Source organism: Prauserella flavalba, from assembly GCF_003202235.1.
Taxonomy (GTDB): Bacteria; Actinomycetota; Actinomycetes; order Mycobacteriales; family Pseudonocardiaceae; genus Prauserella_A; species Prauserella_A flavalba.
Window position 1 is genome coordinate 153,197 of record NZ_MASU01000005.1, and the last position, 24,705, is coordinate 177,901.

29 protein-coding genes are annotated in these 24,705 nt (G+C 72.7%); 20 read left to right on the top strand and 9 right to left on the bottom strand.

All coding sequences use genetic code 11. The annotated features are described in order from the left end of the window. Window positions 1-34: 34 nt before the first annotated feature. A complete protein-coding gene (locus BA062_RS08020) occupies window positions 35-1,069 on the top strand; it encodes a ferric reductase-like transmembrane domain-containing protein (protein WP_110335433.1) in 1,035 nt (344 codons plus the stop codon). Here the strand turns inward: BA062_RS08020 and BA062_RS08025 are convergent. After that, window positions 1,059-2,312 carry a Glu/Leu/Phe/Val dehydrogenase dimerization domain-containing protein gene (locus BA062_RS08025; RefSeq protein WP_425452875.1) on the bottom strand — a complete coding sequence of 418 codons (1,254 nt, stop codon included), beginning with the start codon at window positions 2,310-2,312 and terminating at the stop codon, window positions 1,059-1,061. The two genes, BA062_RS08020 and BA062_RS08025, sit on opposite strands and share 11 nt — an antisense overlap. Before the next feature lie 265 nt (window positions 2,313-2,577). Between BA062_RS08025 and BA062_RS08030 the strand changes: the two genes are divergently transcribed. The 4 genes from BA062_RS08030 (at window position 2,578) to BA062_RS08045 (ending at window position 6,076) form a co-directional block, all read left to right on the top strand. Continuing rightward, window positions 2,578-3,501, top strand: a complete 924-nt coding sequence (locus tag BA062_RS08030) for a LysR family transcriptional regulator (protein WP_110335434.1) — start codon at window positions 2,578-2,580, stop codon at window positions 3,499-3,501. Window positions 3,502-3,597: 96 nt separating this feature from the next. Further along, the gene (locus tag BA062_RS08035) at window positions 3,598-4,926 is read left to right on the top strand and encodes an MFS transporter (protein ID WP_110335435.1); all 1,329 of its coding nucleotides are present in this window, start codon (window positions 3,598-3,600) and stop codon (window positions 4,924-4,926) included. Beyond that, window positions 4,919-5,323 (top strand): nuclear transport factor 2 family protein, encoded by a 405-nt coding sequence (locus tag BA062_RS08040; protein ID WP_110335436.1) that lies wholly within the window; start codon window positions 4,919-4,921, stop codon window positions 5,321-5,323. The genes BA062_RS08035 and BA062_RS08040 overlap by 8 nt, the downstream gene beginning before the upstream one ends. Before the next feature lie 12 nt (window positions 5,324-5,335). Then, window positions 5,336-6,076 (top strand): SDR family NAD(P)-dependent oxidoreductase, encoded by a 741-nt coding sequence (locus BA062_RS08045; RefSeq protein WP_110335437.1) that lies wholly within the window; start codon window positions 5,336-5,338, stop codon window positions 6,074-6,076. Here BA062_RS08045 and BA062_RS39505 read toward each other — a convergent pair. Next, window positions 6,013-6,483: a hypothetical protein gene (locus BA062_RS39505; protein WP_146240011.1), complete on the bottom strand. Its 471-nt coding sequence runs from the start codon at window positions 6,481-6,483 to the stop codon at window positions 6,013-6,015. The two genes, BA062_RS08045 and BA062_RS39505, sit on opposite strands and share 64 nt — an antisense overlap. A gap of 50 nt (window positions 6,484-6,533) precedes the next feature. Continuing rightward, window positions 6,534-6,731 carry a PspC domain-containing protein gene (locus BA062_RS08050; protein WP_110335438.1) on the bottom strand — a complete coding sequence of 66 codons (198 nt, stop codon included), beginning with the start codon at window positions 6,729-6,731 and terminating at the stop codon, window positions 6,534-6,536. Window positions 6,732-6,871: 140 nt separating this feature from the next. Between BA062_RS08050 and BA062_RS08055 the strand changes: the two genes are divergently transcribed. Next, entirely contained in the window at window positions 6,872-7,396 is a 525-nt protein-coding gene (locus BA062_RS08055) for a MarR family winged helix-turn-helix transcriptional regulator (RefSeq protein WP_110335439.1), read from the top strand. Beyond that, window positions 7,393-8,229 (top strand): EamA family transporter, encoded by an 837-nt coding sequence (locus BA062_RS08060; RefSeq protein ID WP_110335440.1) that lies wholly within the window; start codon window positions 7,393-7,395, stop codon window positions 8,227-8,229. Before BA062_RS08055 ends, BA062_RS08060 begins: the two co-directional genes overlap by 4 nt. 12 nt (window positions 8,230-8,241) lie before the next feature. On the opposite strand, the gene ligD is transcribed toward BA062_RS08060, so the two are convergent. Further along, a complete protein-coding gene (gene ligD, locus BA062_RS08065; protein ID WP_110335441.1) occupies window positions 8,242-9,174 on the bottom strand; it encodes a non-homologous end-joining DNA ligase in 933 nt (310 codons plus the stop codon). 99 nt (window positions 9,175-9,273) lie between these two features. Here ligD and BA062_RS08070 point away from each other — a divergent pair, with 99 nt between their 5' ends. From BA062_RS08070 to BA062_RS08080, 3 genes are all read left to right on the top strand, one after another. After that, entirely contained in the window at window positions 9,274-9,741 is a 468-nt protein-coding gene (locus BA062_RS08070; RefSeq protein WP_110335442.1) for a PPOX class F420-dependent oxidoreductase, read from the top strand. 64 nt (window positions 9,742-9,805) lie between these two features. After that, window positions 9,806-10,138 (top strand): putative quinol monooxygenase, encoded by a 333-nt coding sequence (locus BA062_RS08075; protein ID WP_110335443.1) that lies wholly within the window; start codon window positions 9,806-9,808, stop codon window positions 10,136-10,138. A 5-nt stretch (window positions 10,139-10,143) separates the two neighbouring features. Further along, window positions 10,144-10,353, top strand: a complete 210-nt coding sequence (locus BA062_RS08080; RefSeq protein ID WP_110335444.1) for a DUF4177 domain-containing protein — start codon at window positions 10,144-10,146, stop codon at window positions 10,351-10,353. Between the two features lie 119 nt (window positions 10,354-10,472). On the opposite strand, the gene BA062_RS08085 is transcribed toward BA062_RS08080, so the two are convergent. Then, window positions 10,473-11,186: an HAD family hydrolase gene (locus BA062_RS08085; protein WP_110335445.1), complete on the bottom strand. Its 714-nt coding sequence runs from the start codon at window positions 11,184-11,186 to the stop codon at window positions 10,473-10,475. A gap of 180 nt (window positions 11,187-11,366) precedes the next feature. On the opposite strand from BA062_RS08085, the gene BA062_RS08090 reads away from it, so the two are divergent. Beyond that, window positions 11,367-12,644: a multidrug effflux MFS transporter gene (locus BA062_RS08090; protein WP_110335446.1), complete on the top strand. Its 1,278-nt coding sequence runs from the start codon at window positions 11,367-11,369 to the stop codon at window positions 12,642-12,644. Between the two features lie 136 nt (window positions 12,645-12,780). After that, window positions 12,781-14,109, top strand: a complete 1,329-nt coding sequence (locus BA062_RS08095) for an MFS transporter (protein WP_110335447.1) — start codon at window positions 12,781-12,783, stop codon at window positions 14,107-14,109. A gap of 21 nt (window positions 14,110-14,130) precedes the next feature. On the opposite strand, the gene rox is transcribed toward BA062_RS08095, so the two are convergent. From rox to BA062_RS08110, 3 genes are all read right to left on the bottom strand, one after another. After that, a complete protein-coding gene (rox, locus tag BA062_RS08100) occupies window positions 14,131-15,564 on the bottom strand; it encodes a rifampin monooxygenase (protein WP_110335448.1) in 1,434 nt (477 codons plus the stop codon). 111 nt (window positions 15,565-15,675) lie between these two features. Continuing rightward, window positions 15,676-16,428, bottom strand: a complete 753-nt coding sequence (locus BA062_RS08105) for a YwaF family protein (RefSeq protein WP_245959728.1) — start codon at window positions 16,426-16,428, stop codon at window positions 15,676-15,678. Window positions 16,429-16,545: 117 nt separating this feature from the next. Next, window positions 16,546-17,154, bottom strand: a complete 609-nt coding sequence (locus tag BA062_RS08110) for a TetR/AcrR family transcriptional regulator (RefSeq protein ID WP_110335450.1) — start codon at window positions 17,152-17,154, stop codon at window positions 16,546-16,548. A 60-nt stretch (window positions 17,155-17,214) separates the two neighbouring features. On the opposite strand from BA062_RS08110, the gene BA062_RS08115 reads away from it, so the two are divergent. The 5 genes from BA062_RS08115 (at window position 17,215) to BA062_RS08135 (ending at window position 21,602) form a co-directional block, all read left to right on the top strand. Next, window positions 17,215-17,691 (top strand): DnaJ family domain-containing protein, encoded by a 477-nt coding sequence (locus tag BA062_RS08115; protein ID WP_110335451.1) that lies wholly within the window; start codon window positions 17,215-17,217, stop codon window positions 17,689-17,691. A 236-nt stretch (window positions 17,692-17,927) separates the two neighbouring features. Beyond that, window positions 17,928-18,224 carry a hypothetical protein gene (locus tag BA062_RS08120; protein WP_110335452.1) on the top strand — a complete coding sequence of 99 codons (297 nt, stop codon included), beginning with the start codon at window positions 17,928-17,930 and terminating at the stop codon, window positions 18,222-18,224. After that, on the top strand, window positions 18,221-19,552 hold the full coding sequence (locus BA062_RS08125; protein WP_110335453.1) for an FAD-dependent oxidoreductase: 1,332 nt from the start codon (window positions 18,221-18,223) through the stop codon (window positions 19,550-19,552). The genes BA062_RS08120 and BA062_RS08125 overlap by 4 nt, the downstream gene beginning before the upstream one ends. Further along, window positions 19,549-21,006 carry a 2-hydroxymuconic semialdehyde dehydrogenase gene (locus tag BA062_RS08130; protein WP_110335454.1) on the top strand — a complete coding sequence of 486 codons (1,458 nt, stop codon included), beginning with the start codon at window positions 19,549-19,551 and terminating at the stop codon, window positions 21,004-21,006. The genes BA062_RS08125 and BA062_RS08130 overlap by 4 nt, the downstream gene beginning before the upstream one ends. Window positions 21,007-21,068: 62 nt before the next feature. Continuing rightward, the gene (locus BA062_RS08135; RefSeq protein ID WP_110335455.1) at window positions 21,069-21,602 is read left to right on the top strand and encodes a 3-hydroxyanthranilate 3,4-dioxygenase; all 534 of its coding nucleotides are present in this window, start codon (window positions 21,069-21,071) and stop codon (window positions 21,600-21,602) included. A 90-nt stretch (window positions 21,603-21,692) separates the two neighbouring features. Here the strand turns inward: BA062_RS08135 and BA062_RS08140 are convergent, their stop codons facing one another. Then, complete coding sequence (locus BA062_RS08140) at window positions 21,693-22,337, bottom strand: TetR/AcrR family transcriptional regulator (RefSeq protein WP_110337089.1); 645 nt, start codon at window positions 22,335-22,337, stop codon at window positions 21,693-21,695. Window positions 22,338-22,414: 77 nt separating this feature from the next. Between BA062_RS08140 and BA062_RS08145 the strand changes: the two genes are divergently transcribed. From BA062_RS08145 to BA062_RS08155, 3 genes are all read left to right on the top strand, one after another. After that, window positions 22,415-23,251, top strand: coding sequence for an oxygenase MpaB family protein (locus BA062_RS08145; RefSeq protein WP_110335456.1), 837 nt, complete (start codon window positions 22,415-22,417; stop codon window positions 23,249-23,251). A gap of 91 nt (window positions 23,252-23,342) precedes the next feature. Further along, the gene (locus tag BA062_RS08150; RefSeq protein ID WP_110335457.1) at window positions 23,343-23,666 is read left to right on the top strand and encodes a GNAT family N-acetyltransferase; all 324 of its coding nucleotides are present in this window, start codon (window positions 23,343-23,345) and stop codon (window positions 23,664-23,666) included. Then, entirely contained in the window at window positions 23,659-24,609 is a 951-nt protein-coding gene (locus tag BA062_RS08155) for a pirin family protein (protein WP_110335458.1), read from the top strand. Before BA062_RS08150 ends, BA062_RS08155 begins: the two co-directional genes overlap by 8 nt. Window positions 24,610-24,705: the final 96 nt, after the last annotated feature.

A 24,705-nucleotide genomic window follows, 5' to 3' on the forward strand; every position in this document is an offset into this window, starting at 1 on the left:
CGGGCCCGGGCGGGGTGAAAGGAGGCTTCACGGCATGCCGGCATCGAGCCGCACCGGGCTGGACCGGACCGCGCTCAGAGCTGACCTCCGCGCGGCGATCCCCGACGCGACCATCGCGCTCGGGATCACGGTCGCGATCTTCGGCTGGCTGTACGAACGGGTGCGGGCCGAGACGTCGGCGACGGTCGCCGTCATGCCGTTTCTCGCCGACGCGAACGAGTACTGGATGTACTGGGCCTGCCAGGCGTTCGGCTGGTCGGCCCTGCTGTGGGCGTGGCTGACCACGATGCTGGGGCTGCTGCGGTCGGGGCCCGGACCGCGGCGGCTGCCCGTGCCCGCGGTGCGGCTGGAGCGCTGGCATCGCTCGACGAGCCTCACCACGATCGGGTTGATGTTCGCCCACGCGGCCCTGTTCTTCGCGGAACTGGTCCGGACCAACTCGGACGGCCTCGGGCCGTTCGGAAGGGTGTGGAGCGCGTTCGTCGAGACGTTCGTGCCCGGCGGGTACGGCTCGGGCACCGGGGTGGTCGCGATCCTGCTGGGGCTGCTCGCGCTGTACCTCGCGATCCCGCTGGGCCTGCTGTACTACTTCCGGGGTGGCACGGGCGCGCGGCTGTGGCGGGCGCTGCACCGCTTCGTGATCGTCGTGTACGTCCTGAGCGTCTGGCACACCCTGCTCTACGGCACCAACGTGTGGTTCGACGGCTGGCCGCGCACCACGCTGTGGCTGCTCCAGCTGCCGGTCGCGCTCGTGCTGCTCGCCAGGCTGCTGGCACCGGCGCGGCGCGTGGAACGCGTCGCGGGCGGGCCCGCGTGGGCGCGGCTGCTGTGGGGTACGGCGGTGACCGCGGTGATCGCGGCGACCGCCGTCGTCGTGGCCGTGGTCGTCACGGGCCGCGACGGAGGGCGGACGCCGGAGGTGCCGAGCGCACCGCTGTCGGTCACGCAGGGAATGGTGTGGGCCGGGCTGGCCGTCTTCGCGGCCGGCGTCGCCGCCACGATCCTGGTGGTGCGCCGGTCCCCGGTGCGCTCGCCGGAGCGCACCGGGGACCGCACCGCTACGGGATGACGAGCGGGGTCTCCTCGCCCGCCTCGGCCAGCGCCCGGCGGTTGGTGTCCGCGAGGTCGTGGGCGGTCTGCCGGGGCGGCACCCCGTCGACGATCCACTGTCCGAGCAGGAGCGCGACCTTGGCCTGCATCTCGGTGCGCAGGCGCAGGAACGAGTCCGCCGGGTCGGCGCCGACCTGCCCCAGCAGCAGCCACCACGCCCAGGCCGCGGCGCCCGCGTTGGCCACGAAGTCCGGGATCACCGGGATGCCCTGCGCGGCGAGCATGGCCTCGGCCTCCGGGGTGGTGGCGGCGTTGGCCGCCTCCACGACCACCTTCGCGGCGACGTCCAGCGTGTTGTCCGGCGTGATCGCGTAGGAGATGGCGGCGGGCACGAGGATGTCGGCGGCGGTGGAGATCACCGCGTTCCTCGGCAGCCGCTGGACCTCGGCGGGCACGCGGTCGCGGTCGATCTCGCCGTAGGCGTCGCGCAGGTCGAGCAGGGCGGGCATGTCGAGCCCGTCCGGGTGGTACAGCGTGCCAGCCGCGTCGGCGACGGCGACCACGCGCATCCCGGCCTCGTGCAGATACCAGGCCGCGCCGCCGCCCATCGTGCCGATGCCCTGGATGGCGACCGTGGTCTCGCCGGTGTCCCAGCCCCACGCGTTCGCCGCGCCCAGGCACGCCTGCGCCACGCCGTAGCCGCCAATGACGTCACCGAGCAGCAGCCCGCCCGGCACCGGCGCGTTCAGCCCGGCCGTCACCCGCCGCAGCGTCCGCTCCGGGTTCGCCGCGCGGCTGATGGCGGCGTGGTAGGACTGGCCAAGGCCGAGCCTCGCGAAGACCTCGTCGATCAGGTGCTGCGGCACGCCGAGGTCCTCGGCGGTCACCCAGTGCGCGTCGAGCCACGGGCGCATGGCCTGGCAGAACCGCTCCAGCACCTCGACGGCGCGGGGGTCCTTCGGGTCGAAGTCGATGCCGCCCTTGGCGCCGCCGACGGGCAGCTCGAAGGTCGCGGTCTTGGCCGCCATGCCGAACGCGAGGTCCTCCACCTCCGACATCGTGCAGCCCGCCCGCATGCGGGTTCCGCCGGTGGCCAGCCCCGACACGAGCGTGTGGACGACGAGATAGCCGTGGGCGCCGGTGACCGGGTCGGTCCACGTCAGCCGCAGCAGCGGCTCGCCGCGCCGGGGCTTGGCCGCGCCGGCCGCGGCGTCGGGCGTTCCGGTGCTCGTCTGTCCCCACGGGTCGTGCATCGTGGTCACCTGCAACCCACCTCCAATGATCTCTCTCGACGGCGTGTGCGCTCCGGGCTCGCGTGGTGCACTGACGCGGGCGCAGGACAGCGAGCCGTCCCATCGGTGTGGTGATGGACGGCTTGTCTGAGCTGCGAGGTTTCCCGGGCGGTGCCCCCCTTGTGCCGGTACGTCCAGGGTGCGGCAGGGCGAGGGAAGGCGTCCAGTTAAGGATCATGCACGGTTACGTTCACCCTTCCTGCACGACCGGAGATCGTTGCCTACGCTGAGCGGCATGGAGCTTTCGTTGCACAGGTTGCGAATGCTTCGAGAGTTGCATCGCCGGGGCACGGTCACGGCGGCGGCGGCCTCGCTGCACTACACCGCGTCGGCCGTGTCGCAGCAACTCGCCCAGCTGGAACGCGACGTGGGCGCGAAGCTCTTCGAACGGCTCGGCCGCCGCGTGCAGCTGACCGAACTCGGGATGCTGCTCACCGAGCACGCCGAGGAGATCCTGGGGTCGGTGGAACGCGCCACGCTGGCACTGGAGGAGGCACAGGACGCCGTGTCGGCGCGGCTCACCGCGGGCGTGTGGGCGTCGGTCGCCTCGGGCCTGCTGCCCTCCGCGCTCACGGCGCTGGCCGCCGAGCATCCCGGGATCCAGGTGCGGACCAAGGAGCTCGCGCCGGAGGACACCGCGGGAGCGGTGCGCGATGGCAACCTCGACTTCTCGTTCGTCATCGACTACTCGGACTACCCGATGCCGTGGGACCCGTCGCTGGCGCGGGTCGTGATCGCGGTCGAGCGGCTGCACGCGGCCGTGCCGACGGGTGTGGTGCCCTCGGGCACGGTGGCGCTGACCGAGCTGGCCGAGCACCCGTGGATCCTCGCCGGTCCCCGGTCGCATTTCGGCCGCGCGGTGCGGATCGCGTGCCAGCGCAACGGGTTCGAGCCGAAGATCAACCACGAGGTGGGGGAGCAGGCCACCGCGCTGGCGATGGTCGGCGCCGGGCTCGGGGTCACGCTCGTCTCCGATCTCGGGCTGTCGCTGCTGCCGCCGGGGGTCGACATCGTGGCGCTCACCGAGCCGGTGATGCGCACGGTCTCCATCGCCCACCGGATGACGGCCACCCGCAGGCCGTCGCTGCAGCTCGTGATCGAGGCCGTCCGTGCCGCCGCGGCGGAGAAGGGCCTCGGGGCGAGCTCGCCGATCCCGTAACGGCGGCCGTCGCTTTCGTACCGATCTTGACTCGGCCCGGTGATCTATTATCATGATTACTATCAACGCGCCGAGCACAGGGAGGTGCCCGCAGCGATGGTCGCCCGTGTTTCACCGGGAAACAGAGGCTTTTTCGTCGGACTGATCTGCTTCATCGCCGTCGTCTTCGACGGCTACGACCTCGTCGTCTACGGCACCACCATCCCCGCCCTGCTCGAGTACGAGCCGTGGGGCCTCGACGCCGCCGAGGCCGGGATGATCGCCAGCTACGCGCTGATCGGCATGCTCCTCGGCACCCTGATCTCCGGCTTCGCGACCGACCTGCTCGGCCGCCGGAAGCTGTTCCTCACCGCGATCTGCTGGTTCTCGCTCTGCATGCTCGCGTGCGCGCTCGCGCCGTCGAGCCTGCTGTTCGGGCTGTTCCGGTTCCTCGCCGGCATCGGGCTCGGCGGTGTGCTGCCCACGGCGATCGCGCTCACGGTGGAGTTCGCGCCACCGCACCGGCGCAACTTCGCCAGCGCGATCATGAGCTCGGGTTTCTCGGTCGGCGCGATACTGGCGTCGGTGCTGGGAATCGTGGTGATCGAGGAGTACGGGTTCCGGCCGATGTTCGCCATCGGCGTGCTGCCGCTCGTGCTGCTCGCGCCCGTCGCGTGGCGGTGGCTGCCGGAGTCGGTGGACTACCTCGTGTCGAAGGGCAGGCTCGGCGACGCCGAGGCGGTGGCGCGCCGCTACGGCATCCCGTGGCCGCCGCCGGAGGGCGCGCGGGCTCCGCGGCTCCGGGGCCGGGCGGCGCTGCGGCCGCTGTTCCGTCCGCCGTTCCTCGGCGTGGCCGCGGTGTTCGCCGTCGCGACGCTCATCAGCCAGCTGTTCATCTACGGGCTGAGCACGTGGTTGCCGCAGATCATGCGCACGGCGGGTTACCCGCTCGGCTCGGCGCTGTCGTTCCTCGTGGCGATGAGCGCCGGCGCGATCGGTGGCGCGGCCGTCATGTCGTGGCTCGCCGACCGGATCGGCCCCCGCCGCGTCGCGCTCGGCGGCTTCCTCATCGGCGCCGGTTCGCTGCTGCTGCTCAGCGCGCATCCGCCGACCGCGGTGCTCTACGTCGCGGTCGTGCTGGCGGGCGTCGGCGGCAACGGCACCGCGGTGATCCTCAACGGCTTCATCGCCACGTGGTTCCCCGCCGTGGTGCGCGCCTCCGCGCTGGGCTCGATCATGACCGTGGCGCGCTTCGGCGGGATCCTCGGCCCGATGCTGGGCGGCTGGATCATGGCCGCGGGCGTGCCGGTGAACTGGAACTTCTACGTCTTCCTGCTGCCCGCCCTCGCCGGCGCGCTCGTGGTGGTCCTGCTGCCGAGGACCAGGACGGCGCCCCCGCCGGGGGAACCGCTGCGGCAGCACACCGAGGAGGTCGGCCATGCCTGAGCCCGGCGAGCACGAGCGGGTGCGCTCGGTGCTGCACACCTACGCCCGCGCCGTCGACAGCGGCGACCTGGAACGGCTCGCGTCGCTCGTGACCGACGACGTCGAGCTGCGCCGCGTCGACGGACCGCACGAGGGCCGGGAGGCGTTCCTGGCCGTGTACCGCGACTTCTTCGCCTCGCCGGTGGAGTGGTGCAAGCACCTCGTCACCAACGTCGACGTGGTCGTCGACGGTGGGCGCGCGTACGTTACGGCGTACTTCCAGGCGGTGATGACCTCGCCGGACGGCGCGTGGGCCGTGTACGGCGAATACGCCGACGAGCTCGTGGCCGTGGACGGCACGTGGCTGTTCCACCGCAAGACGATCGACGTCCAGCGCAAGCTCGCGTTCGCGGGCTGAAAGGGCAGCGGCATGCCGGGTTCGGTGGTGGTGACGGGAGCCGCCGGCGGGATCGGCGCGGCCATCGCGGCGAGGTTCGCAAAGGGCGGGCACACGGTGGTCGGCATCGACCTCGACGGGGAGCGGCTGCGGGAACGCGCCGCGTCGTGGCCGGGCGAGCACGTGACGGTGGAGGCCGACGTCACCGACGAGGAACGCCTGCGCGAGGCGTGCGAACGGGCCGCCAGGGTGCCGGGCGGGCTGCGTGCGTTCGTCGGCAACGCCGGGCACGCGCGGGCGGGCGCGAGCGTCGGCTATCCCTTGCCGGAGTGGGAGAGGATGCTCGCCGTGCACCTCACCGGGTGCTTCGTCGGCGCGCGGCAGGCCGCCGCGCACATGCCGGACGGGGGAGCGGTGGTGCTGATCTCGTCGGTCAACGGGCAGCGAGGGTTCCCCGGCAGGGTGGCCTACGGCGCGGCCAAGGCCGGGATCGCCGGGCTGCTCAAGGGCCTCGCGACGGAGTGGGCCGCCGCGGGCGTGCGCGTCAACGGCATCGCGCCGGGGTCGATCGAGACCGAGCTGTCGGCGGAGTTCCTCGCGCAGGGCGTGATCGACCGGGACGCGTTCCTCGACCGGATCCCGCTGGGCCGGTTCGGCCGCCCCGAGGAGGTCGCGGAGCTGGCGTTCTTCCTCGGCACCCCGCTGTCGAGCTACGTCACCGGCACGCTCATCCCCATCGACGGCGGCTGGCTGGCCCAGGGAATCGGGAGCTGACCACCGCCCGGTGGCCGGTGCACGGCGGTGGGTGAGCACCACGCCGAGGATGCTGAGCGCGCCGCCCAGCAGCTCGACGGGGCGCGGGACCTCGCCGAGCCAGCCGTAGGCGAGCGCGAGCGCGACCACCGGTACGAGGTAGCGCGCCGCCGTGGCGACGGGACCGGGTGCCGCGCGACGGCGTAGCCCCACACCACGAAGCCGAGCGCGGAGGGCGGCAGCCCGAGGAACACGGCCGCGACCGTCGCCGGCACGGGTGCCGCGCGCAGCCCGTGCGGCGCGGCCGGTTCCAGGCCCCGGGGATGGCGCTGCCCGCGCGGTTGCCCGGAGGGGTCGGTGCGCGCCGACCCGGTGACCCGGACCGTGTTCGCCCTCAGCGGGCTCGGCACGGCCCGGCGACCGGACATCCGGCGGGGCCTCGACGGCCTCACCGCCGCCGAGAGCTACGCGGCCGGGCTCAGTAGCGCCGCTCCTCCTTCGGCATGATCACCCAGAGCACCAGGTAGATCAGGAACTGCGGCCCCGGCAGCAGGCACGAGAGCACGAACACCCAGCGCATCGTGCGCGGCTCCCAGCCGACCCGGCGTGCGAGCCCCGCGCACACGCCGGCGATGACCTTGTTGTCGCGGGACCTCGTCAACGTTGTTGTCGCCATGCCTCCACCGTGCCCCCGGCCGCGCCTGTTCGCATCGGTGACCACCCGGAGGGGACCCCGAGATTCCCCGGGCGGCCTCTCCGGGTGCGCCGCCTCCTGGCCGGCGAGCGCTCGTCGGCCACCTGTGATATGCATGAGTCATGCATGATGCGCGAACGGGGAACCTGCTGGGAGCCGCCGCACTGACGGTGACCGACCTGGTACTCGCGGGTGCGACGGGGGCCGCCGGGGTCAGCGCGAGCGGAGCGGCGGCGCTCGTGGTGCTGGCCGCCTCGCCGGGCCTGAGCGGCACCGAGCTCGGCAGACGGGTCGGCCTGAGCCAGTCGGCGGCGGCGCGGATGGTCGGCGCGCTGGAGGGGCGGGGACTCGTGGAGCGCCGTCCCGGCCAGGGCAGGGAGGTGTCCATCCGGCCCACCCGGGCGGGCCGCCGCGCGGCGGGTGAGCTGCTGGCGGCGCGGGGCACCCGCCTCGCCGGGGCGCTGGCCGTGCTCGACGACGCCGAGCGCGCCGCGCTCACCGGGTTACTGGAGAAGCTGCTCACCGGGCTCTACGGCGAGGTGGGCGACGCGCAGCTGGTGTGCCGCCTGTGCGACCGCGGGTCGTGCACGGAGGGCGCGGTGTGCCCCGTCGGCCAGGCCGAACGGGACCGGGAAGGCCGCACATGAGTACGGGCCCGGTGCTCGCCCTCGCCTCGGCCGCCGCCTACGGCCTGTCCGACTTCGCGGGCGGTCTCCTGGCCAGGCGCGCCCATTTCGTCACGGTCGCCCTGCTCGGCCAGGCCGGCGGGCTCGTGGTCGCACTGCTCGCGGCTCCCGCGTTCCCGGCGGCGCCACGCCCTGAGAGCCTCGCGTGGGGCGCACTCTCCGGGGTCGGCACCGGCGTCGGCATGCTGTTCCTGTTCCGCGGACTCGGCCGTGGTGCCATGAGCGTCGTCGTGCCCGTCAGCGCAGTCGGGGGAGTGGCGCTGCCCGTGCTGGCCGGTGTGCTGCTGCTCGGGGAACGGCCCTCCGCCCTGTCGTGGCTGGGCATCGCCGTGGCGGTACCCGCGCTCTGGCTCGTCTCCCGCACCCGTGACGGCACCGGGGGCGGCGCCGCGGCCACCGCGGACGGGCTGGTCGCGAGCGTGGGCATCGCCCTGCAGTACCTCGCCCTCGCCCAGGCCGACCCGGCATCCGGCATCTGGCCGGTGGTCACCGGCCGCGTCGCCGCGATCCTCACGATCCTGCCCCTGCTGCGCGCCGCGCACGTCCGGGCCAGGCTCTCCGTCCCGACCATCGGGTGGGCGGCCGTGACCGGTGCGCTCGCCGCGCTCGCACTGGTCTGCTACCTGCTGGCCACGCGGCAGCAGCTCGTGGTGATCGCCGTGGTGCTCTCCTCGCTCTACCCCGCGATCCCCGTGCTGCTCGGCATCACCGTCCTGCGCGAGCGGCTGGGGTGGCGGCAGGCGCTCGGCCTCGTGGCGGCCGGTGCCGCCATCGCGCTGCTCACCCTCGGCTGAGCCCGGCACCGCTCACGCGTCGAGCCCGTCGCGATCGGCCCAGTCGAGGAGCGTCTCCAGCGAGTACGCGGTGTCGTCGATGCCCTCGTGGAGATCCCCGAGCCTCGCGAAGCGGGCGGGCACGGTCGCGATCGTGCAGTCGCCCGGTTCCACGTCGTCGATCTCCTCCCACGCGATGGGCGTCGACACGGTCGCCTCCGGCACCCCGCGCACCGAGTAGGCGCTCGCGATCGTGTGGTCGCGCGCGTTCTGGTTGTAGTCGACGAACAGCAGGCGCGGATCCCGGTCCTTGCGCCACCACGCCGTGGTCACGTCGTCCGGCGCGCGGCGTTCCACCTCCTTCGCGAACGCCAGCGCCGCACGGCGGACCTCCCCGAAGCCCCAGCTCGGCTCGATCCGGACGTACACGTGCAGGCCCTGGCCGCCGGAGGTCTTCGGGTAGCCGGTGATGCCGAGCTCGTCCAGCATCTCGTGGGCGACGTGCGCGACCCGCCGGACCCGGTCGAACCCGCACTTCGGCATCGGGTCGAGGTCGATGCGCCACTCGTCGGGCCGCTCGGTGTCGGCCCTGCGGGAGTTCCAGGGATGGAACTCCACGGTCGACATCTGGACGGCCCAGATGACGGAGGCCAGCTCGGTGACGCACAGCTCGTCGGCGTGCCGGTTGTAGCGCGGGAAATGCACCCGCACGGTCTCCAGCCACGGCGGGGCACCGTGCGGCACGCGCTTCTGGTGCACCTTCTCGCCGGCCACCCCCGACGGGAAACGGTGCATCATGCACGGCCGCTCCCGCAGCGCGCGCACGATCCCGTCGCCGACGGACAGGTAGTACTCGGCGAGGTCCAGCTTCGTCTCGCCCCTGGCCGGGAAGTACACCCGGTCCGGATTGGAGATTCGCACCGTGCGGTCGCCCACCTCGAGTTCCACCGCGGAATCCTTCGCCATAGGGAGACGCTAGCCCGAACCGGCGCTCTCCGGTTGACCTGGAGCGCACTCCAGCGGTTACGGTGATCAAGCCGGACCCGAGTGAAGGAGACCCGCTTCATGGCACCCGCCATCGCGACCGCGCAGCGCGTCGACCGTGCCGCCCTGCTGGACTTCCTGCGACCGCGGCACCGCGGCGTGCTGATGACCACGCGCGCGGACGGCTCGCCGCAGCTCTCGCCGGTGACGTGCGGGGTGGAGGAGAGCGGCCGGATCGTGGTGTCGACGTACCCCATGCGGGCGAAGGCGAAGAACGCGCGCCGCGAGCCCCGGGTGTCGATGTGCGTGCTCTCCGACGAGTGGAACGGGCCGTACGTCCAGCTCGACGGCACGGCCGAGGTCCTCGACATGCCCGACGCGCTCGACGGCCTCGTGGAGTACTTCCGGTGCATCTCGGGCGAGCATCCCGACTGGGCCGAGTACCGCGAGGCGATGGCCAGGCAGAACAAGTCGCTGATCCGGATCACGATCGACCGCTGGGGCCCGGTCGCGACCGGCGGCTTCCCGCCGGGCCTCGCGCGGGACTGACACGGCGCCCCGCACCTGGCATCGTGAGCGGTCCGACCACCACCGAGGGGAGAAGAGGAGCCCGATGATCTTCATCACCGCCAAGTTCCGGGTCCTGCCCGAGCACGCCGACCGCTGGCCCGAGATCGCCGCCGAGTTCACCGAGGCGACCAGGAACGAGCCGGGAAACCTGTGGTTCGACTGGTCGCGCAGCATCGGCGACCCGAACGAGTACGTGCTCGTGGAGGCGTTCCGCGATCCCGACGCCGGCGCGGCACATGTCCAGTCCGAGCACTTCAAGACCGCGCAGCGGGCCCTGCCGCGCTACCTGGCGGAGACGCCCCGCATCGTCAACACCACCGTGCCGCAGGACGACTGGTCCGAGCTCGGCGAGATGGCCGTGCCCGTGAAGGACTGAGTGCGATGGCAGGCCGGTACGAGTACAAGGTCGTGGAGATCCGCGAGAAGATGATCGGCGGCAAGATGTCGGGGGCACGGCTCGAGAACGTGCTCAACGACCACGCCGCCCAGGGCTGGCGCCTCAAGGCCATCACCACAGCGGAGGTGAAGGGCCGCATCGGTCCCGGTGGCGTGGAGGGAGTGCTCGTCACCTTCGAGCGCGAGGTGGGCTGAGCGAAGGGCCACCTCGCGCGTTCGGTGAGCGCGCGCGAGGCCCCGGCCGGCCCGCGTACGGGCCGGAACGGGACGGCTCGTCGCCGCGGCCGGGCCGGCGCACCCCGGCGCGTGAGCGGTCACGTCGCCGCGGCCGCGAACGCCGCGAGCGAGGGGAACTCCCAGTCCGGGGTCACGGGCAGTCCGGGGTCCGGCGTGGCACCCCAGCCGGGCCGGTCGTGCCGCCGGTTGATCCACACTCCGGGCAGGCCTGCCCTCCTCGCCGGGACGTGGTCGTGGAAGACGCTCTGAGCCACGTGCAGCAGGCGGAGCCCTTCACCGCGCGCGTAGCCGGTCAGCACGTCGAAGTTGCGCTGGGCCGGCTTGTAGCTGCCGACGTCCTGCGCCGTGATGACGTGGTCGAACCGGACGCCGAGCCGCCTGCGGCTGCCCTCGAAGCTCTCTCGATCCACATTGGACAGGATGATGAGCTTGAAGCGTCGTCTCAGCGCCATGAGCGCGTCGTGCGAGTCGCCGAAGGCGGGCCAGTCCGGCACCGAGGCGCCCAGCCGCGCCGCGTCCTCGTCGCCGACGGGATGGCCCAGCCGCTCGCCGACGCCGCGGAAGGCCTCCGCCAGTACGTCCGGATAGGGCAGTGCGGGCTGTTCCCTCGCGACCCTGGCCTCCTCGGCGGCGTAGGTGACGAGGAGCTGCTCGTCGGTCAGCGCGGCGTCGAACCGGCGTGCCCACGGTCCGATGACGGCGGCGATGCCGGTCTCCCAGTCGATGAGCGTGCCGTAGCAGTCGAAGCTCAGCGCGTCGTACTCGCCGAATTCTGTTGTTGTTTCAACCATTTCGTTCCCTTCTGGGAGTCCACAGTGGAGTCACTGTCGGCGCCCCCTGGTGACACTGCGTCGATGTAACCCTCGCCACACTCTCCGAATGCGCTTCCGGGGAACAAAGGGGGCCCGCGTCGTGCTGAAGATCGCGTCAGAGCCGACCTTCCTCGCTTGCCCCTGATCCGAAAGGTAGTGATGGACAGAGTCGCGTTGCACAACCGCCCGGCCGGATCACCCGCCGGCGGTGCGATCGCACCCGAACCAGGACGGGCCGAGCGGATCCGCGTGATCCTCGTGCTGGGCGCGCTCATCGCGCTGGGCCCGTTGACCATCGACATGTATCTTCCCGCGCTGCCCGCGATCGGCGAGGACCTGGGCGCCTCGTCGTCGGCCGTGCAGCTCACCCTCACCGGCACGCTGCTGGGACTCGGCCTCGGCCAGCTGCTGGTGGGCCCGTTCTCCGACGCGGTCGGGCGCAGGGTCCCGCTCATCGCGGGCACCGTACTGCACATCGCCGCGTCGCTGCTGTGCCTGATCGCCCCGAACGTCGGGGTTCTGGGGATCTTCCGTACGTTGCAGGGCGTCGGTGCCGCCGCCGCGATGGTCGTCGCGCTCGCGGTGGTGCGGGACCTGTTCACCGGCAACGCCGCCGCCACCGTGCTGTCCCGGCTCATGCTCGTGATGGGCGCCGCGCCGATTCTCGCGCCCACGCTGGGCGGCGCCATCCTGCTCACCGGCTCGTGGCGCGGTGTGTTCGGCGCGCTGGCCGTGCTCGGCGTGCTGCTGCTCGCGGTGGCCGTGTTCGCGCTGAAGGAGACCCTCCCGCCCGAGCACCGCAGGGCGCGCGAGGTCCGCCCGGTGCTGCGGACGTACCGGACCCTGCTGACCGACCGCGAGTTCGTGGTCCTCGCGCTGGTGGCCGCGCTCGGGATGTCGGCGCTGTTCGCCTACATCTCCGGCTCCTCATTCGTGCTGCAGGAGCAGTTCGGGCTCAACCAGCAGGAGTTCGCGCTCGTGTTCGGTGCGGGAGCCGTCGCCATCATCGGCGCGTCGCAGTTCAACGTCGTCCTGCTCAAGCGGTACGGCCCGAAGCGCATCGTGCTCGGCGCGCTCACCGCGGCCACGGCCGCCGGCCTCGTGCTGACCGCGCTCGCGCTGGGCCATGTCGGCGGGCTCACCGGCTTCGTCGTGCCGCTGTGGTTCGTGATGGCCGCGGTCGGCTTCGTGCTGCCGAACGCGCCTGCCCTCGCGCTGTCGCGGCACGGCGAGGCGGCCGGCACCGCCGCGGCGGTACTCGGGGCCGTGCAGTTCGGCCTCGGCGCCCTGATCGCCCCGCTGGTGGGTGTCCTCGGCAACGACGGCCCCGCGATGGCGATCACGATGACAGGTGGCGCGGCGGTCGCGCTCGGCGCCCTGGGCACCGTGGTGGTGCGTGGCCGCAGGCGGGTGCCCGAGGCGGTCCCGGCGGCCTGACCAGGCGGTTTCGCGGATTACGTTGGGCAGCGGATTGACTGGCGTAACGAGGGTGTTTAACTTCGGGGCGCGGGAGTGACTCAGGCCACTCCCGCGCCCTGACTGTCAGCGGCTGGCACAGAGGCAGGACACCGCGATGGCACAGACGCCCCCGTCCCCCAGGTCCGCGAGCCAGCTCCGGAGGGCCGTGCTGTCGAGCTACCTCGGCAGCGTCATCGAGTACTACGACTTCCTGCTCTACGCCACCGCCGCCGCGGTGGTGTTCGACAGGGTCTTCTTCTCCAGCCTCGACCCGGTGGTCGGGACCATCGCCAGCCTCGGCACGTTCACCACGGGATACCTGGCGCGGCCGCTCGGCGGGGTGATCTTCGGGCACTTCGGCGACCTGCTCGGCAGGAAGCGGATGCTCGTGATCACGATGACCATGATGGGTGTGGCCAGCACGCTCATCGGCCTGCTGCCCACCTACGCCCAGATCGGGGTGTGGGCGCCGATTCTGCTCGTCGTCCTGCGCGTGCTGCAGGGCATCGCGGTCGGTGGCGAGTGGGGCGGCGCCGTGCTCATGTCCGCCGAGCACGCCACCACCCGGAGGGGGCTGTGGGCGAGCTTCACCAACGCGGGCGCGCCCAGCGGCATGGTCGTGTCGACCCTCGCGCTCACATTCGCGGCGAACGTCACCACCGGCGAGCAGTTCCTCTCCTGGGGCTGGCGCGTTCCGTTCCTGCTCAGCGTCGTGCTGCTCGCGATCGGGCTGTTCGTGCGCCTGAAGGTGGAGGAGACGCCCGTGTTCGCCGAGACGTCCGGGCGCACGAAGCGCGGGTCGCCGCCGCTGCTGGAGGTGCTGCGCCGGCACCCTCGGAACCTCCTGCTCTCGGTGGGCGTGGGCTTCGGCGCGTTCGTCGCGCAGGGCACGCTCACGACCTACGTCATCTCCTACGCCGTCGGCCACGGCTTCGAACGGCAGACCGTGCTGAACGCGCTGACGGTCTCCTCCGTGGGCGCGGTGCTCGGCGTCGTCGGCTACTCCGCGCTGTCGGACCGCGTCGGCAGACGGCCCGTCGTGCTCGGCGGCGCGATCGCCACCGCCGGGGTGGGCTTCCTGCTGTTCCCGATGATCGACACCGGTTCGGCCGCGATGCTGACGCTGGCCGTCGTGCTGGGCCAGTCGGTCACGCATCCCGCGATGTACGGCCCGCTCGCGGCGCTCTACACCGAGCTGTTCGGCACCCGGACCCGCTACACCGGCGCGTCACTGGGCTACCAGCTCGCCGGGCTCGGCGCGGGAATCGGCCCCGTCGTGTTCGCGAGCATGGCCGGGGCGGGCACGGTGGCCGTCTCGGCCGTGATCGGCGCGTGCTGCCTGCTGACGGTGGTGTGCGTGCTCGTGGTCGGGGAGACCCACACGGCGAGCCTGCGGGACGAGCCCGTCCGGGACGCCGCGGGCCGGCGCGCCACGGCGGGGTGAGCGCCGTGGCGCGGGGCGGTCTCAGGCGGCGGCGCCGAACCACCTCGGCAGGTGGTCGAGCAGGTCCCGCTGATCCTCCCCGGCCCACGCCACGTGGCCGTCGGGCCGCAGGAGCACAGCCGGAGTGTCGAGCTCCTCACTGACGTCGACGACGTGGTCGACCCGGCCGGCCCAGCCTGCCACCGACAGCCGCCCGGTCTGGTCGAGCAGCAGCCCGCGGCCACCGTGCATCAGCGAGTAGAGGCGTCCCCGCTTCAGCTCGATGTCCCGCAGCCGCCTCCCGAGCAGCTCGTGCAGCTCGGGTCCCTCGCCGAAGTCGTAGCGGACGCCGATCGCGGTGATCTTCTCGGTCAGATACCGGTTCACCTCCTCGAACTCCAGCAGCTCCGACACCAGCCTGCGGACGGCCTGCGGCCCCGGCTCGGTGGACATCAGCAGCATCTGCGCGCGGGTGTTGTTGAGGACGTCCTCGGCCACCGGGTGCCGTTCGGCGTGGTAGCTGTCGAGCAGCCCCTCCGGCGCCCAGCCCGCCACCGCGGCGGCCAGCTTCCAGCCGAGGTTGAACGCGTCCTGGATGCCGAGGTTGAGGCCCTGCCCGCCGACCGGTGGATGGATGTGCGCCGCGTCGCCCGCCAGGAACACCCGGCCGGTCCGGTAGCGCTCGGCCTGCCGCGTGGCGTCACCGAAGCGGGACAGCCAGCGCGGCGAATGCACGCCGAAGTCGGTGCCCGCGAAGGCCCTCAGCTGCTGCTTCACCTCGTCCAGGGTCGGCGGGACCGACCGGTCCCCGGCCACCGACCCGGCGGGCACGACGACGCGGTACGCCCCGTCGCCGAGCGGTCCGAGGCCGAAGCGCTTCTGGGTCTCGCGGACCTCGGCCACCACCTCCGCCACCGTCTCCGGCGGCACGTCCACCTCCAGCTCTCCCAGCAGCGTGTCGACCGTGGCCGGCTCGCCGGGGAACCCGACGCCGAGCAGCTTCCGCACCGTGCTGCGCCCGCCGTCGCACCCGGCGAGGTAGCGCGCCCGCAGCCGGGTCCCGTCGGCCAGCTCCGCGGTCACGCCCTCCTCGTCCTGGCTCAGCCCCACCAGCTCGCAGCCGCGCCTGAGCTCGGCTCCGACCTCGGTGGCGTGCTCCTCCAGCAGGCGATCGGTGACCGTCTGGGGGATGCCGAGGACGTAGCCGTGCGCGGTGTCGAGCCGCTCGGGGGAGGGCTTGTCGATACCGGCGAAGAACGTGCCGGCCGGGTACCGCGTGCCGTGGGCGAGGAACCGGTCCAGCAGACCGCGCTGGGCCAGCACCTCGATGCTGCGCACGTGCAAGCCGAGCGAGCGGACCACGGGGGTCGGCTCCGGCTCCCTGTCGAGCACGAGCACCCGCACGCCCTGCAGCCGCAGCTCCCCGGCCAGCATCAGGCCGGTCGGCCCGCCCCCGGCGATGATCACGTCGTACATGTGGCCCCCTGCGTTCCCTGAGATCGCCTGTCGGCCGGAGATTCTGCGGCACGAACCGGGTCTTGCCGCAAGCCCCGGGGTGCGCTATATGTTGAGAGTGGCAGGGAGTCGTCAAGACCCCTGCTTGTTTTGTGTCCGGCGTGGACGGTGGTGGAAGGCTGGCGCCGTGGTGGCGTGCCGGTGGTGCCGCCGGGTCCACGGCCACGTCATGAGGGCCCACACGCCGAGGACGAGCGCGACGATCGAGAGCACGTACCACGGCCACGGGCCGAGCACGTCCACGAGCGACGCCGACTCGGGTGCGCGGCTCAGGTAGCCGTAGTTGGTGCCCGCGACCGCGTTGAACACCATCGCGACCGCGGCCCAGCCCGCCGTGACGGTGACGGAGAACCAGTAGCCGCGCCAGTCCGGTGCGCGGCCCACGCCCCAGGTGAGGTAGACCGCCGCCCAGACGACGAGCAGGTGCATGCCCCAGAACGTCACGAACGTGCGGGACGGGAAGTCGGGTCCGGTCAGCACGGGGAAGAACAGTGCCTGGCTGCTCAGGGTCAGGCACCAGAAGTACGTCAGTGCGCACGGCCACGGCCTGCGGGTCCACAGTGCGTACGCCACGACCGGGCCCGCGAGGTCGGACAGGTGCAGCGGGATCCAGTTCACCGGATCGCGGATGGTGATCATCGAGTAGGTCTGCACCACCACCGCGGCGGCCAGGACGACCACGGCGAACACGCGGCTCAGCCGGCGTTCCGCGGGGGTGCCGCGCTGCCTGCGGCCGGTGCCGGCAAGCGCCGCGGCCCCCGCCGCGAACACGGCGAGGACCAGCCAGTGCGACAGGCCATACGCGGAGAACTCGCCGTCAGCCACCGGTCCCTCCAGCCGGGTTGTTCGCTGTCGATGGTGCCACGGCGGCGATGCGGGTGCGCGGCTCTCGGGCTCGTCACGTACCGCCGGAGGTGCTGCGCGGAACTCGCGCGCACGCCGTCAAGCCGGCTCCGCGCGGGTGAAGAGGCGGTCGACGTGGTAACGCAGCACCGCCTCCGCGGAGTCCCCCGTGCGCTGGCCGACGAGCACGCTGGTGCCGAGCCCGTGGGCGAGGGCGAGCAGGCGGGCGGCCTCCGCCGCCGGGTCCGCGCCCTCGGGCAGCTCGCCCGCGGCCTCCCGCAGCGTCGCCGCCAGTTGCCGTTCGAGCCGCCTGGGGCCCGCGACGAACGGCTGGGCGGCCAGGTCCGGTTCGGTCATGGCGAGCACCGCGTACGACGTCCAGACCAGGTGGAACGCGCGGCTGCGCTCGTCGGTCGGCAGGGCCTCGGCGAGCAGGGCCTCGACGAACCGCCGTGCGGGCACCGGGCCGGGGAGCGCGGCCAGACGCTCCCGCCATCGCGCGTGGCTCGCCTCCTCCAGGTGCAGCAGCGTCGCATGCAGCAGGGCGGCCTTGGTCTCGAAGTAGTACTGCACGAGCCGCAGCGACACCCCCGCCTCGGCCGCGACGGCGCGCATCGTCACGGAGTGCAGGCCCTCGCGGGCGGCGAGCCGGACCAGGCCCTCGGCGATCATCGCTCGCCGCTGCGCGTGGTCGACGGTCCTCGGCATGCTCGCCTCCTTTGTGGTACCGATGTATCATAACTGGACCGGCGAGACCGAGGTGCGGACATGACGGAACGGAAGCCGCCCGGGGTCAGCTTCGAGTCGTGGGTCGAGAAGCAGATCCGGGAAGCGCAGGAGCGAGGCGAGTTCGACGACCTGCCGGGCGCGGGCAAACCGCTGCCCGGCCGCGACCGCCCCGTCGAGGAGCAGTGGTGGCTGCGGGACTACCTGCGGCGTGAGGGCCTGCCGTCGGAGGCGTTGCTGCCGACCCCGCTGCGGCTGCGCAAGGAGGCCGAGCGGCTGCCGGAGACGGTCGCGCCGCTGCGGTCGGAGGAGGCCGTGCGCGAGGCCGTCGGCGCGCTGAACCGGCGCATCGCGGACTGGCTGCGCGCGGGCACCGGGCCGCGCGTGCACGTCGCGCCCGTGGACGCCGACGACATCGTCGCCGGCTGGCGGGCGGCGCGTACCGGGCCACCGGTGCCTCCGGCGGCGGAACCGGAGGCACCGCCTCGGCGCGAGCGGTGGTGGCGCAGGAGGCGCTGAGCGGCACGCCGTCCGCGTCGCCGCACGCGAATCCGGCGTCCATGCACTGTGGACGATCGGTGCGCCGCGCCTGCGTCCGAGGCGGGACGCGGGCGCCCGTCCGCGACGGTCTGCGACCGGCTCCCGCGGCAGCGGATCGATGTCCGCCGGAAGTTCGCCGTCCAGGGGTATCACCATCCGGGCTCCGGCACGCGCACTATGGGAGGGACGGCACCGACGCTGATGGGCTGACGGCGATGACGACGACGCTCGACGACACCGGGGCAGGCGCGCTGCGCCGGGGCGAGGCCGACCCGGGGCACCGGAGCCGGTTGCCCGTCCCGCCCGCGCGGGGTGGCACGCACCCCGGCGCCGGCGGCCTCGCGGGAACCTCGCCGGGCCTGCGGCCCGCCACCAGGGCCGAGCTGCCCGGCGCCGTCACCGCCACCCGCGCGCTCACGCTGCTCACCCCGCGCGAGCCGCACCGCCGCCTGCGCCCGGAGCCCGGCGCCGTCACCGCCGCGCTCGCCCGGCTCGTCCCGGAGGAACCATGACGGCCAACGGAGACGTCGCGATCGTCGGCGCGGGGCTGACCGGCTGCCTGCTCGCCGGGTACCTCGCGCGCCGGGGTGAGCGGGTGGTGCTCGACGAGCGGCGCCCCGACCCCCGGCTCACCGGAGCCGAACGCGGACGCTCCATCAACCTCGCGCTGTCCGAACGCGGCCTCGACGCCCTGCGGCGGGTGGGGCTCGACGGCACGGTCCTCGCCGGGGCGCTGCCCATGCGCGGCCGGATGGTCCACGCCGGCAAGGGCGCAGACGGAGCACTGGACTTCCAGCCCTACAGCGCCGACGGCGAGCGCGCGATCAACTCGATCGGCCGGCGCGCCCTCAACAACCTCCTGCTGGACGCCGCGCAGGCGCCCGCGGAGGTGGAGGTGCGCTTCGAGCACCGGCTGACCGGCCTCGACCCGGCCACCGGCGCGCTGACGTTCGAGACACCGGACGGGCCCGTACACGCCGGGGCCGCCGTGGTGCTGGGCGCCGACGGGGCGGGCTCGGCCGTGCGCGGCGAGCTGCTGCGCCACGGCGCCACCACCGAGACGCTCGACTTCCTCGACTACGGCTACAAGGAGCTGACCATCCCGGCCGTGGACGGCGACTTCGCGCTCGACCCGGGTGCCCTGCACATCTGGCCGAGGGGCCGCTCGATGATGATCGCGCTGCCCAACCCGGACCGCTCGTTCACGTGCACCCTGTTCTGGCCCACCGGCGGCACCGAGTCCTTCGCCTCGCTCAGCAGCCCCGCCGCCGTGGAGCAGTACTTCACCGCGCACTACCCCGACGTGGTGCCGCTGCTGCCGGAGCTGGTCACCGAGTACCGTGAGAATCCCGTCGGCCTGCTCGGCACCGTGCACTGCGCGCCCTGGCAGGCGAGAGGCCGGGTGTGCCTGCTCGGCGACGCCGCGCACGCGATCGTCCCGTTCTACGGGCAGGGCGCCAACTGCGCGTTCGAGGACGTCGTGGTGCTCGACCGGTGCCTCGACGACACCGGCGGCGACTGGAGCGCGGCCCTGCCGCTGTTCGACCGGGAACGCCGCGCCGACACCGAGGCGATCGCGGAGATGGCACTGGCCAACTTCACCGAAATGCGCGACAAGATCGCCTCGCCGCTGTTCAAGCTCGGCAAGCGCGTCGAGCACGCGCTGGAGCGCGCGCTGCCGGGGCGCTACGTCTCGCGCTACGAGCTCGTGTCCTTCTCGACCGTCCCGTACTCGGTGGTGCGCCGCCGCGTGCGGGCCCAGCACCGCCTGCTCGGCGCGGCGGCGGCCGGAGCTCTCGGCCACTCCGGCGCCGTCACCGCACTCCGGAGGAAGTCATGACCCAGCTGCGGCACTTCATCGACGGAGAGTTCACCGGTTCGGCCAAGGAGTTCCCCAACCGCAGCCCCGTCACCGGCGAGACACTGTGCCAGGTCGCCGAGGCCGGTGAGTCCGAAGTGGACGCCGCCGTCGCGGCGGCCAGGCGGGCGTTGCGCGGGCCGTGGGCACGCACCACGGAGCTGGAGCGCGCCGCGGTGCTGCGCCGCATCGCCGATGCGGCCGAACGCCGCTTCGACGACCTCGTGGCCGCCGAGGTCGCCGACACCGGCAAACCCGTGGACCAGGCCCGCACGCTCGACGTTCCGCGCGCGGCGGCGAACTTCCGCGCGTTCGCCGACGTCGTGAGTTCGGCGGCGGGGGAGTCCTTCCTCACCGGCACCGCGGGTGGCGGCCGCGCGCTCAACTACGCCGTCCGCAAGCCCGTCGGCGTGGTCGCCGTGATCGTGCCGTGGAACCTGCCGCTGCTGTTGCTCACGTGGAAGGTCGCGCCCGCGCTGGCGTGCGGCGACGCCGTGGTGGTGAAGCCGTCGGAGGAGACGCCGTCCTCGGCGGCGGTGCTCGCGGAGATCGTGCGTGACGCCGGGCTGCCGCCGGGCGTGTTCAACGTCGTCAACGGGTTCGGTCCGGACTCGGCGGGGGAGTACCTCGTGCGGCACCCCGGCGTCGACGCGATCACGTTCACGGGCGAGTCCGGCACGGGCAGCGCGATCATGAGGGCGGCCGCGGACGGCGTGAAGGCGGTGTCGTTCGAGCTGGGCGGCAAGAACGCGGGCCTCGTGTTCGCCGACGCCGACCTGGACGCCGCCGTGGCGGGCAGCGCGCGGTCGTCGTTCACCAACGGCGGGCAGGTGTGCCTGTGCACCGAACGGCTCTACGTGCAACGGCCGGTGTTCGAGGAGTTCACCGAACGACTCGCCGCCCGCGCGAGGGAGACCGTGTTCGGCTGGCCTGCCGACGCCGGGCTCACGACGATGCCGCTGATCTCCCGCGAACACCGGGAGAAGGTCCTCGGCTACTACCGGCTCGCCCGTGCGGAGGGCGCCGAGGTGCACGCCGGCGGCGACCACCCGGTGTTCGGCGACGCCCGCGACGGCGGCGCGTACGTGCGCCCGACCGTGCTGACCGGGCTCGGCCCGAACACCAGGACCAACCGGGAGGAGATCTTCGGGCCGGTGTGCCACGTGGCTCCCTTCGACGACGAGGAGGAGGCCTACGCGCTCGCCAACGACAGCGACTACGGCCTCGCCGCCGCGGTGTGGACCCGCGACGTCGGCAGGGCCCACCGCGCCGGGTCCGCACTCGACGTCGGGCTGGTGTGGGTCAACACGTGGTTCCTGCGCGACCTGCGCAGCCCCTTCGGCGGCACCAAAGCCTCGGGCATCGGCCGCGAGGGCGGGCCGCACTCGCTGGACTTCTACAGCGAGACCACCAACGTCTGTGTCGACCTCGGCTGAAAGGGGACCTCAGGAACGGCGGCGGCGCCCGCACCGGAGTAGCACTGGAGTAGGAGGACGACATGACAGAAACGACCGGTATCACCGCTCCCATCCACTTTCCCGGCTGGCTCGAGCAGAACCAGGCGCTGCTCAAACCGCCGGTCGGCAACAAGCAGCTGTTCCCCGGCTCGCAGGACTTCATCGTGATGGTGGTGGGCGGGCCCAACGCGCGCACCGACTTCCACGTCGACCCCTACGAGGAGTTCTTCTACCAGATCAGGGGCAACATCCACGTCGACATCGTCACCGAGAACGGCGTCGAGCCCGTGCACATCCGCGAGGGCGAGATGTGGGTGCTGCCGCCGAACGTGCCGCACTCGCCGCAGCGGCCCGAGGCCGGCTCTGTCGGCATCGTGATCGAGCGCGTCCGCAAGGAGGGCACGCTGGAGAAGTTCCAGTGGTACTGCCCGAACTGCTCGGCACTCGTGTACGAGGTCGAGCTGCAGGTGAGCGACATCGTCGCCGACCTGCCGCCGGTGTTCGAGGCGTTCTACACCGACGAGCAGGCGCGCGTGTGCCGCGAATGCGGCACGACGCACCCGGGCAAGGGCTGACGCGCGAGTCGTGCGCTCCGGCCCGCGAGTCGTGCACTCCGGACGCCGAGTTGTGCACTCGGGACGCCGAGTTGTGCGCTCGGGACCGGCTCAGTCCGCGGTGGACCCGCCGAGATCGGTGTGCTCGGCGACCGTGAAGAAGATGTCGCCGCAGTGCTCCACGATCTCCTCCTCGCTCGCAGGCAGCGTGCCGTCCAGCCACGACGTCAGAGTCTGGGCGAGCCCGCCGACCAGCAGCTCGGCGGTCACCTCGAGCCGCGTGCTGGTGTGCACGCCGTAGAACTCGCGCGCCTGCAGACCCAGCAGCCGCACGAACAGGCGCGTCGACTCGACGCGGCGCTTGGCGAGGACCGTGCCGCTCAGCGCGGGGGAGAACAGCAGCCGCCCGCGCCGGGGGTCCTCGGCGACCGTGCGCACGATCGTGCCCAGCCCGGCCCTGATCTTCGCGCGCGCGTCCCTCGGCGCCGCGTCGACCGCCGCGAGGGTGGTCGCCGCGATGTCCTCCACCACGTGGTCGTAGACCGCGATCGCGAACGCGTCGCGATCGGCGAAGCTCTCGTAGAAGTACCTCGCCGCGAGCCCGGCCTGCCTGCAGACCCCGCGCACGCTGAGATTCTGCTCGCCGTCGCGCGCGCCGAGCAGCTCCAGCCCGGCCTCGACGAGCTGGGCCCTGCGCTCGGCCTGCCGGTCACTGCCCGTGACGCCGCCGTAGGTCCGCAGAGGTGTGGGGTCCATGCCGACCATCTTGACATCTCCGGGGACCACGCGGTTGCATATCTGCTAACGGGTGTGAGCAGATAAAGGGGTCGCCGATGGACACCACCACGAAGAAGCCGGAGTCGATGCTGGACGTCCGTGACGACATGGTCATCGGTGCCGGGCTGATGGCGGGCGCGGCGAACATCATCATGCAGCTGGCGCGGCCGGGGGTCGGGTACGGCGTGGTGGAGAGCAGGGTCGACGACGGCAACGTCTTCAAGCACCCGGTGAAACGGACGCGCACGACGCTGACCTACCTCGCCGTGGCCACGCTGGGCACCGAGGAGGAGCGCCAGGCCTACCGGCGCGCGGTCGACAAGCAGCACCGGCAGGTGTATTCGAGCAAGCAGAGCCCGGTCAAGTACAGCGCGATGGACCCGCGGCTGCAGCTGTGGGTCGCGGCCTGCCTGTACAAGGGCTTCGAGGACATCTACCACGTCTTCGCGGGCAGGCTCGAACCCGGCGAGCTCGACGCGGTCTATCGCGCCGCCGCGCCGCTGGGCACCACGCTGCAGGTCCGTGAGGACATGTGGCCCGCCGACCGGGCGGCGTTCGAGGAGTATTGGAACTCCTCGCTGGAGCAGGTCCACATCGACGACACCGTGCGCGAGTACCTCTACGGGATCGCCACACTGCGCTTCATGCCGCGCATCGTGAGCCTGCTGTTCGGGTCGTTCAACCGCTTTGTCACCACCGGCTTCCTGCCGCAGCGGTTCCGCGACGAGATGCGCCTGACGTGGACACCGCGGCAGCAGCGGCGCTGGGACCGGCTGATGCGGGGCATCGCGAGGGCCATCAAGCCGTTGCCGAGGTTCTTGCGCGAGTTCCCCTACAACGCCTACCTCTGGGACCTGCGGCGCAGGCTGCGCACCGGCCGTCCCCTCGTCTGAGCCCGCCGCCCGCCGGCCACGACCGCTCGCGGGGAAGATCGCGGGCGCCTAGCGTGTTGGACGGACAGGCGACGCGGGAAGGATGAGGCCGATGACCGAGCAGGTGACCCAGCCGCGGGTGGTCCGCAACGACGAGCGGAACCGGTACGAGGTGTGGTCGGGCGAGCGGCTCGCCGGCTTCTCCGAGTACCGCGAGCAGGGCGAGCGCACCGTGTACCTGCACACCGAGGTCGACGACGCCTTCGCCGGACAGGGGCTCGGGAAGGTGCTCGCCGCGGGCGCGCTCGACGACGCCGTGGCGCGGGGCCGGATCATCGTGCCGGTGTGCCCGTTCATCGCAAGCTACGTGCGCAAGAACCCCGACCGCTACGAGGAGCACGTCCACTGGCGCGGTAACGGCAAGGCGGATGAGTAACCTCGACGCCCGCCCCGAGGTGACGCCGTGCCGCACGGCGGAACACGGCGCGGTGACCGAGCTGCTGCGGGCCCGGACCGTCCCGCTCGGCGGGGTGCGGGGCATCCAGGTCGACCGGGTGCTGCCGCAGCGGGCTCTGCCGACCGTCGGCGCGTGGTGCTTCCTCGACCAGTTCGGTCCCGCGCGCTCCGACATGCGCGTGCTGCCGCATCCGCACATCGGCCTGCAGACCGTCACCTGGCCGATCGCGGGCGAGATCCGGCACCGCGACAGCATCGGCAGCGACGTGGTCGTCCGGCCCGGCCAGCTCAACCTCATGACCGGCGGCCGAGGGGTGGCGCACTCGGAGTTCTCGCTCGGCTCCGAGCCGTTGCTGCACGGCCTGCAGCTGTGGGTGGCGTTGCCGAGGGACAGCACCGGCGTCGTGCCCGCCTTCGAACAGCACGTGTCGTTGCCGGCGTACGAGGACGGCGGGCTGCGGGCGACGGTGCTGGTGGGTGCGCTGGGGGAGGCGGTGTCGCCCGCGACGGTGTACACGCCGATCGTCGGCGCCGAGCTGACGGTGGAGCCGGGTGCCGGCGCGGAGGTGCCGCTGCGCCCGGACTTCGAGTACGCCGTGCTCGTGGTGGAGGGTGAGGCCGTCGTCGCGGACACCCCACTCGCGGTGGGCCCGTTGCTGTACCTGGGCACCGGCCGCACGTCGCTGCCGGTGTCGTCGGCGGGCGGCGCCCGGGCCGTGCTGCTCGGCGGTGAGCCCTTCCCCGACGAGCTCGTGATGTGGTGGAACTTCGTCGGCCGCGGCCACGACGAGATCGCCCGGGCCCGCGCCGACTGGGAAGCCGGCGACACCTCCCGTTTCGGCCGCGTCGCCGGTCACGGTGACGCGCGCATCCCCGCGCCCGGGCTCCCCGGCGTCCGGCTGACACCGCGCCGCCGCCGCTGACGCGCCGCCGTAGCGGCGGCCGCGCGAGTCGTGCGTTCCCGTTCGCGAGTCGTGCGCTCCGGACCGCGAGTCGTGCGCTCCCGGCCGCGAGTCGTG

Bases quoted from the DNA above. Each gene is read 5' to 3' on its own strand.
- BA062_RS08130 (WP_110335454.1), top strand. From the start codon at position 19,549: ATGACCCAGCTGCGGCACTTCATCGACGGAGAGTTCACCGGTTCGGCC.
- BA062_RS08020 (WP_110335433.1), top strand. From the start codon at position 35: ATGCCGGCATCGAGCCGCACCGGGCTGGACCGGACCGCGCTCAGAGCT.
- BA062_RS08080 (WP_110335444.1), top strand. From the start codon at position 10,144: ATGGCAGGCCGGTACGAGTACAAGGTCGTGGAGATCCGCGAGAAGATG.
- BA062_RS08035 (WP_110335435.1), top strand. From the start codon at position 3,598: ATGGTCGCCCGTGTTTCACCGGGAAACAGAGGCTTTTTCGTCGGACTG.
- BA062_RS39505 (WP_146240011.1), bottom strand. From the start codon at position 6,483: ATGTCCGGTCGCCGGGCCGTGCCGAGCCCGCTGAGGGCGAACACGGTC.
- BA062_RS08040 (WP_110335436.1), top strand. From the start codon at position 4,919: ATGCCTGAGCCCGGCGAGCACGAGCGGGTGCGCTCGGTGCTGCACACC.
- BA062_RS08155 (WP_110335458.1), top strand. From the start codon at position 23,659: ATGAGTAACCTCGACGCCCGCCCCGAGGTGACGCCGTGCCGCACGGCG.
- BA062_RS08060 (WP_110335440.1), top strand. From the start codon at position 7,393: ATGAGTACGGGCCCGGTGCTCGCCCTCGCCTCGGCCGCCGCCTACGGC.
- BA062_RS08055 (WP_110335439.1), top strand. From the start codon at position 6,872: ATGCATGATGCGCGAACGGGGAACCTGCTGGGAGCCGCCGCACTGACG.
- BA062_RS08120 (WP_110335452.1), top strand. From the start codon at position 17,928: ATGACGACGACGCTCGACGACACCGGGGCAGGCGCGCTGCGCCGGGGC.
- BA062_RS08115 (WP_110335451.1), top strand. From the start codon at position 17,215: ATGACGGAACGGAAGCCGCCCGGGGTCAGCTTCGAGTCGTGGGTCGAG.
- BA062_RS08075 (WP_110335443.1), top strand. From the start codon at position 9,806: ATGATCTTCATCACCGCCAAGTTCCGGGTCCTGCCCGAGCACGCCGAC.
- BA062_RS08125 (WP_110335453.1), top strand. From the start codon at position 18,221: ATGACGGCCAACGGAGACGTCGCGATCGTCGGCGCGGGGCTGACCGGC.
- BA062_RS08110 (WP_110335450.1), bottom strand. From the start codon at position 17,154: ATGCCGAGGACCGTCGACCACGCGCAGCGGCGAGCGATGATCGCCGAG.
- BA062_RS08140 (WP_110337089.1), bottom strand. From the start codon at position 22,337: ATGGACCCCACACCTCTGCGGACCTACGGCGGCGTCACGGGCAGTGAC.
- BA062_RS08045 (WP_110335437.1), top strand. From the start codon at position 5,336: ATGCCGGGTTCGGTGGTGGTGACGGGAGCCGCCGGCGGGATCGGCGCG.
- BA062_RS08095 (WP_110335447.1), top strand. From the start codon at position 12,781: ATGGCACAGACGCCCCCGTCCCCCAGGTCCGCGAGCCAGCTCCGGAGG.
- BA062_RS08030 (WP_110335434.1), top strand. From the start codon at position 2,578: ATGGAGCTTTCGTTGCACAGGTTGCGAATGCTTCGAGAGTTGCATCGC.
- BA062_RS08085 (WP_110335445.1), bottom strand. From the start codon at position 11,186: ATGGTTGAAACAACAACAGAATTCGGCGAGTACGACGCGCTGAGCTTC.
- BA062_RS08050 (WP_110335438.1), bottom strand. From the start codon at position 6,731: ATGGCGACAACAACGTTGACGAGGTCCCGCGACAACAAGGTCATCGCC.
- rox (WP_110335448.1), bottom strand. From the start codon at position 15,564: ATGTACGACGTGATCATCGCCGGGGGCGGGCCGACCGGCCTGATGCTG.
- BA062_RS08090 (WP_110335446.1), top strand. From the start codon at position 11,367: ATGGACAGAGTCGCGTTGCACAACCGCCCGGCCGGATCACCCGCCGGC.
- BA062_RS08145 (WP_110335456.1), top strand. From the start codon at position 22,415: ATGGACACCACCACGAAGAAGCCGGAGTCGATGCTGGACGTCCGTGAC.
- BA062_RS08070 (WP_110335442.1), top strand. From the start codon at position 9,274: ATGGCACCCGCCATCGCGACCGCGCAGCGCGTCGACCGTGCCGCCCTG.
- BA062_RS08150 (WP_110335457.1), top strand. From the start codon at position 23,343: ATGACCGAGCAGGTGACCCAGCCGCGGGTGGTCCGCAACGACGAGCGG.
- ligD (WP_110335441.1), bottom strand. From the start codon at position 9,174: ATGGCGAAGGATTCCGCGGTGGAACTCGAGGTGGGCGACCGCACGGTG.
- BA062_RS08135 (WP_110335455.1), top strand. From the start codon at position 21,069: ATGACAGAAACGACCGGTATCACCGCTCCCATCCACTTTCCCGGCTGG.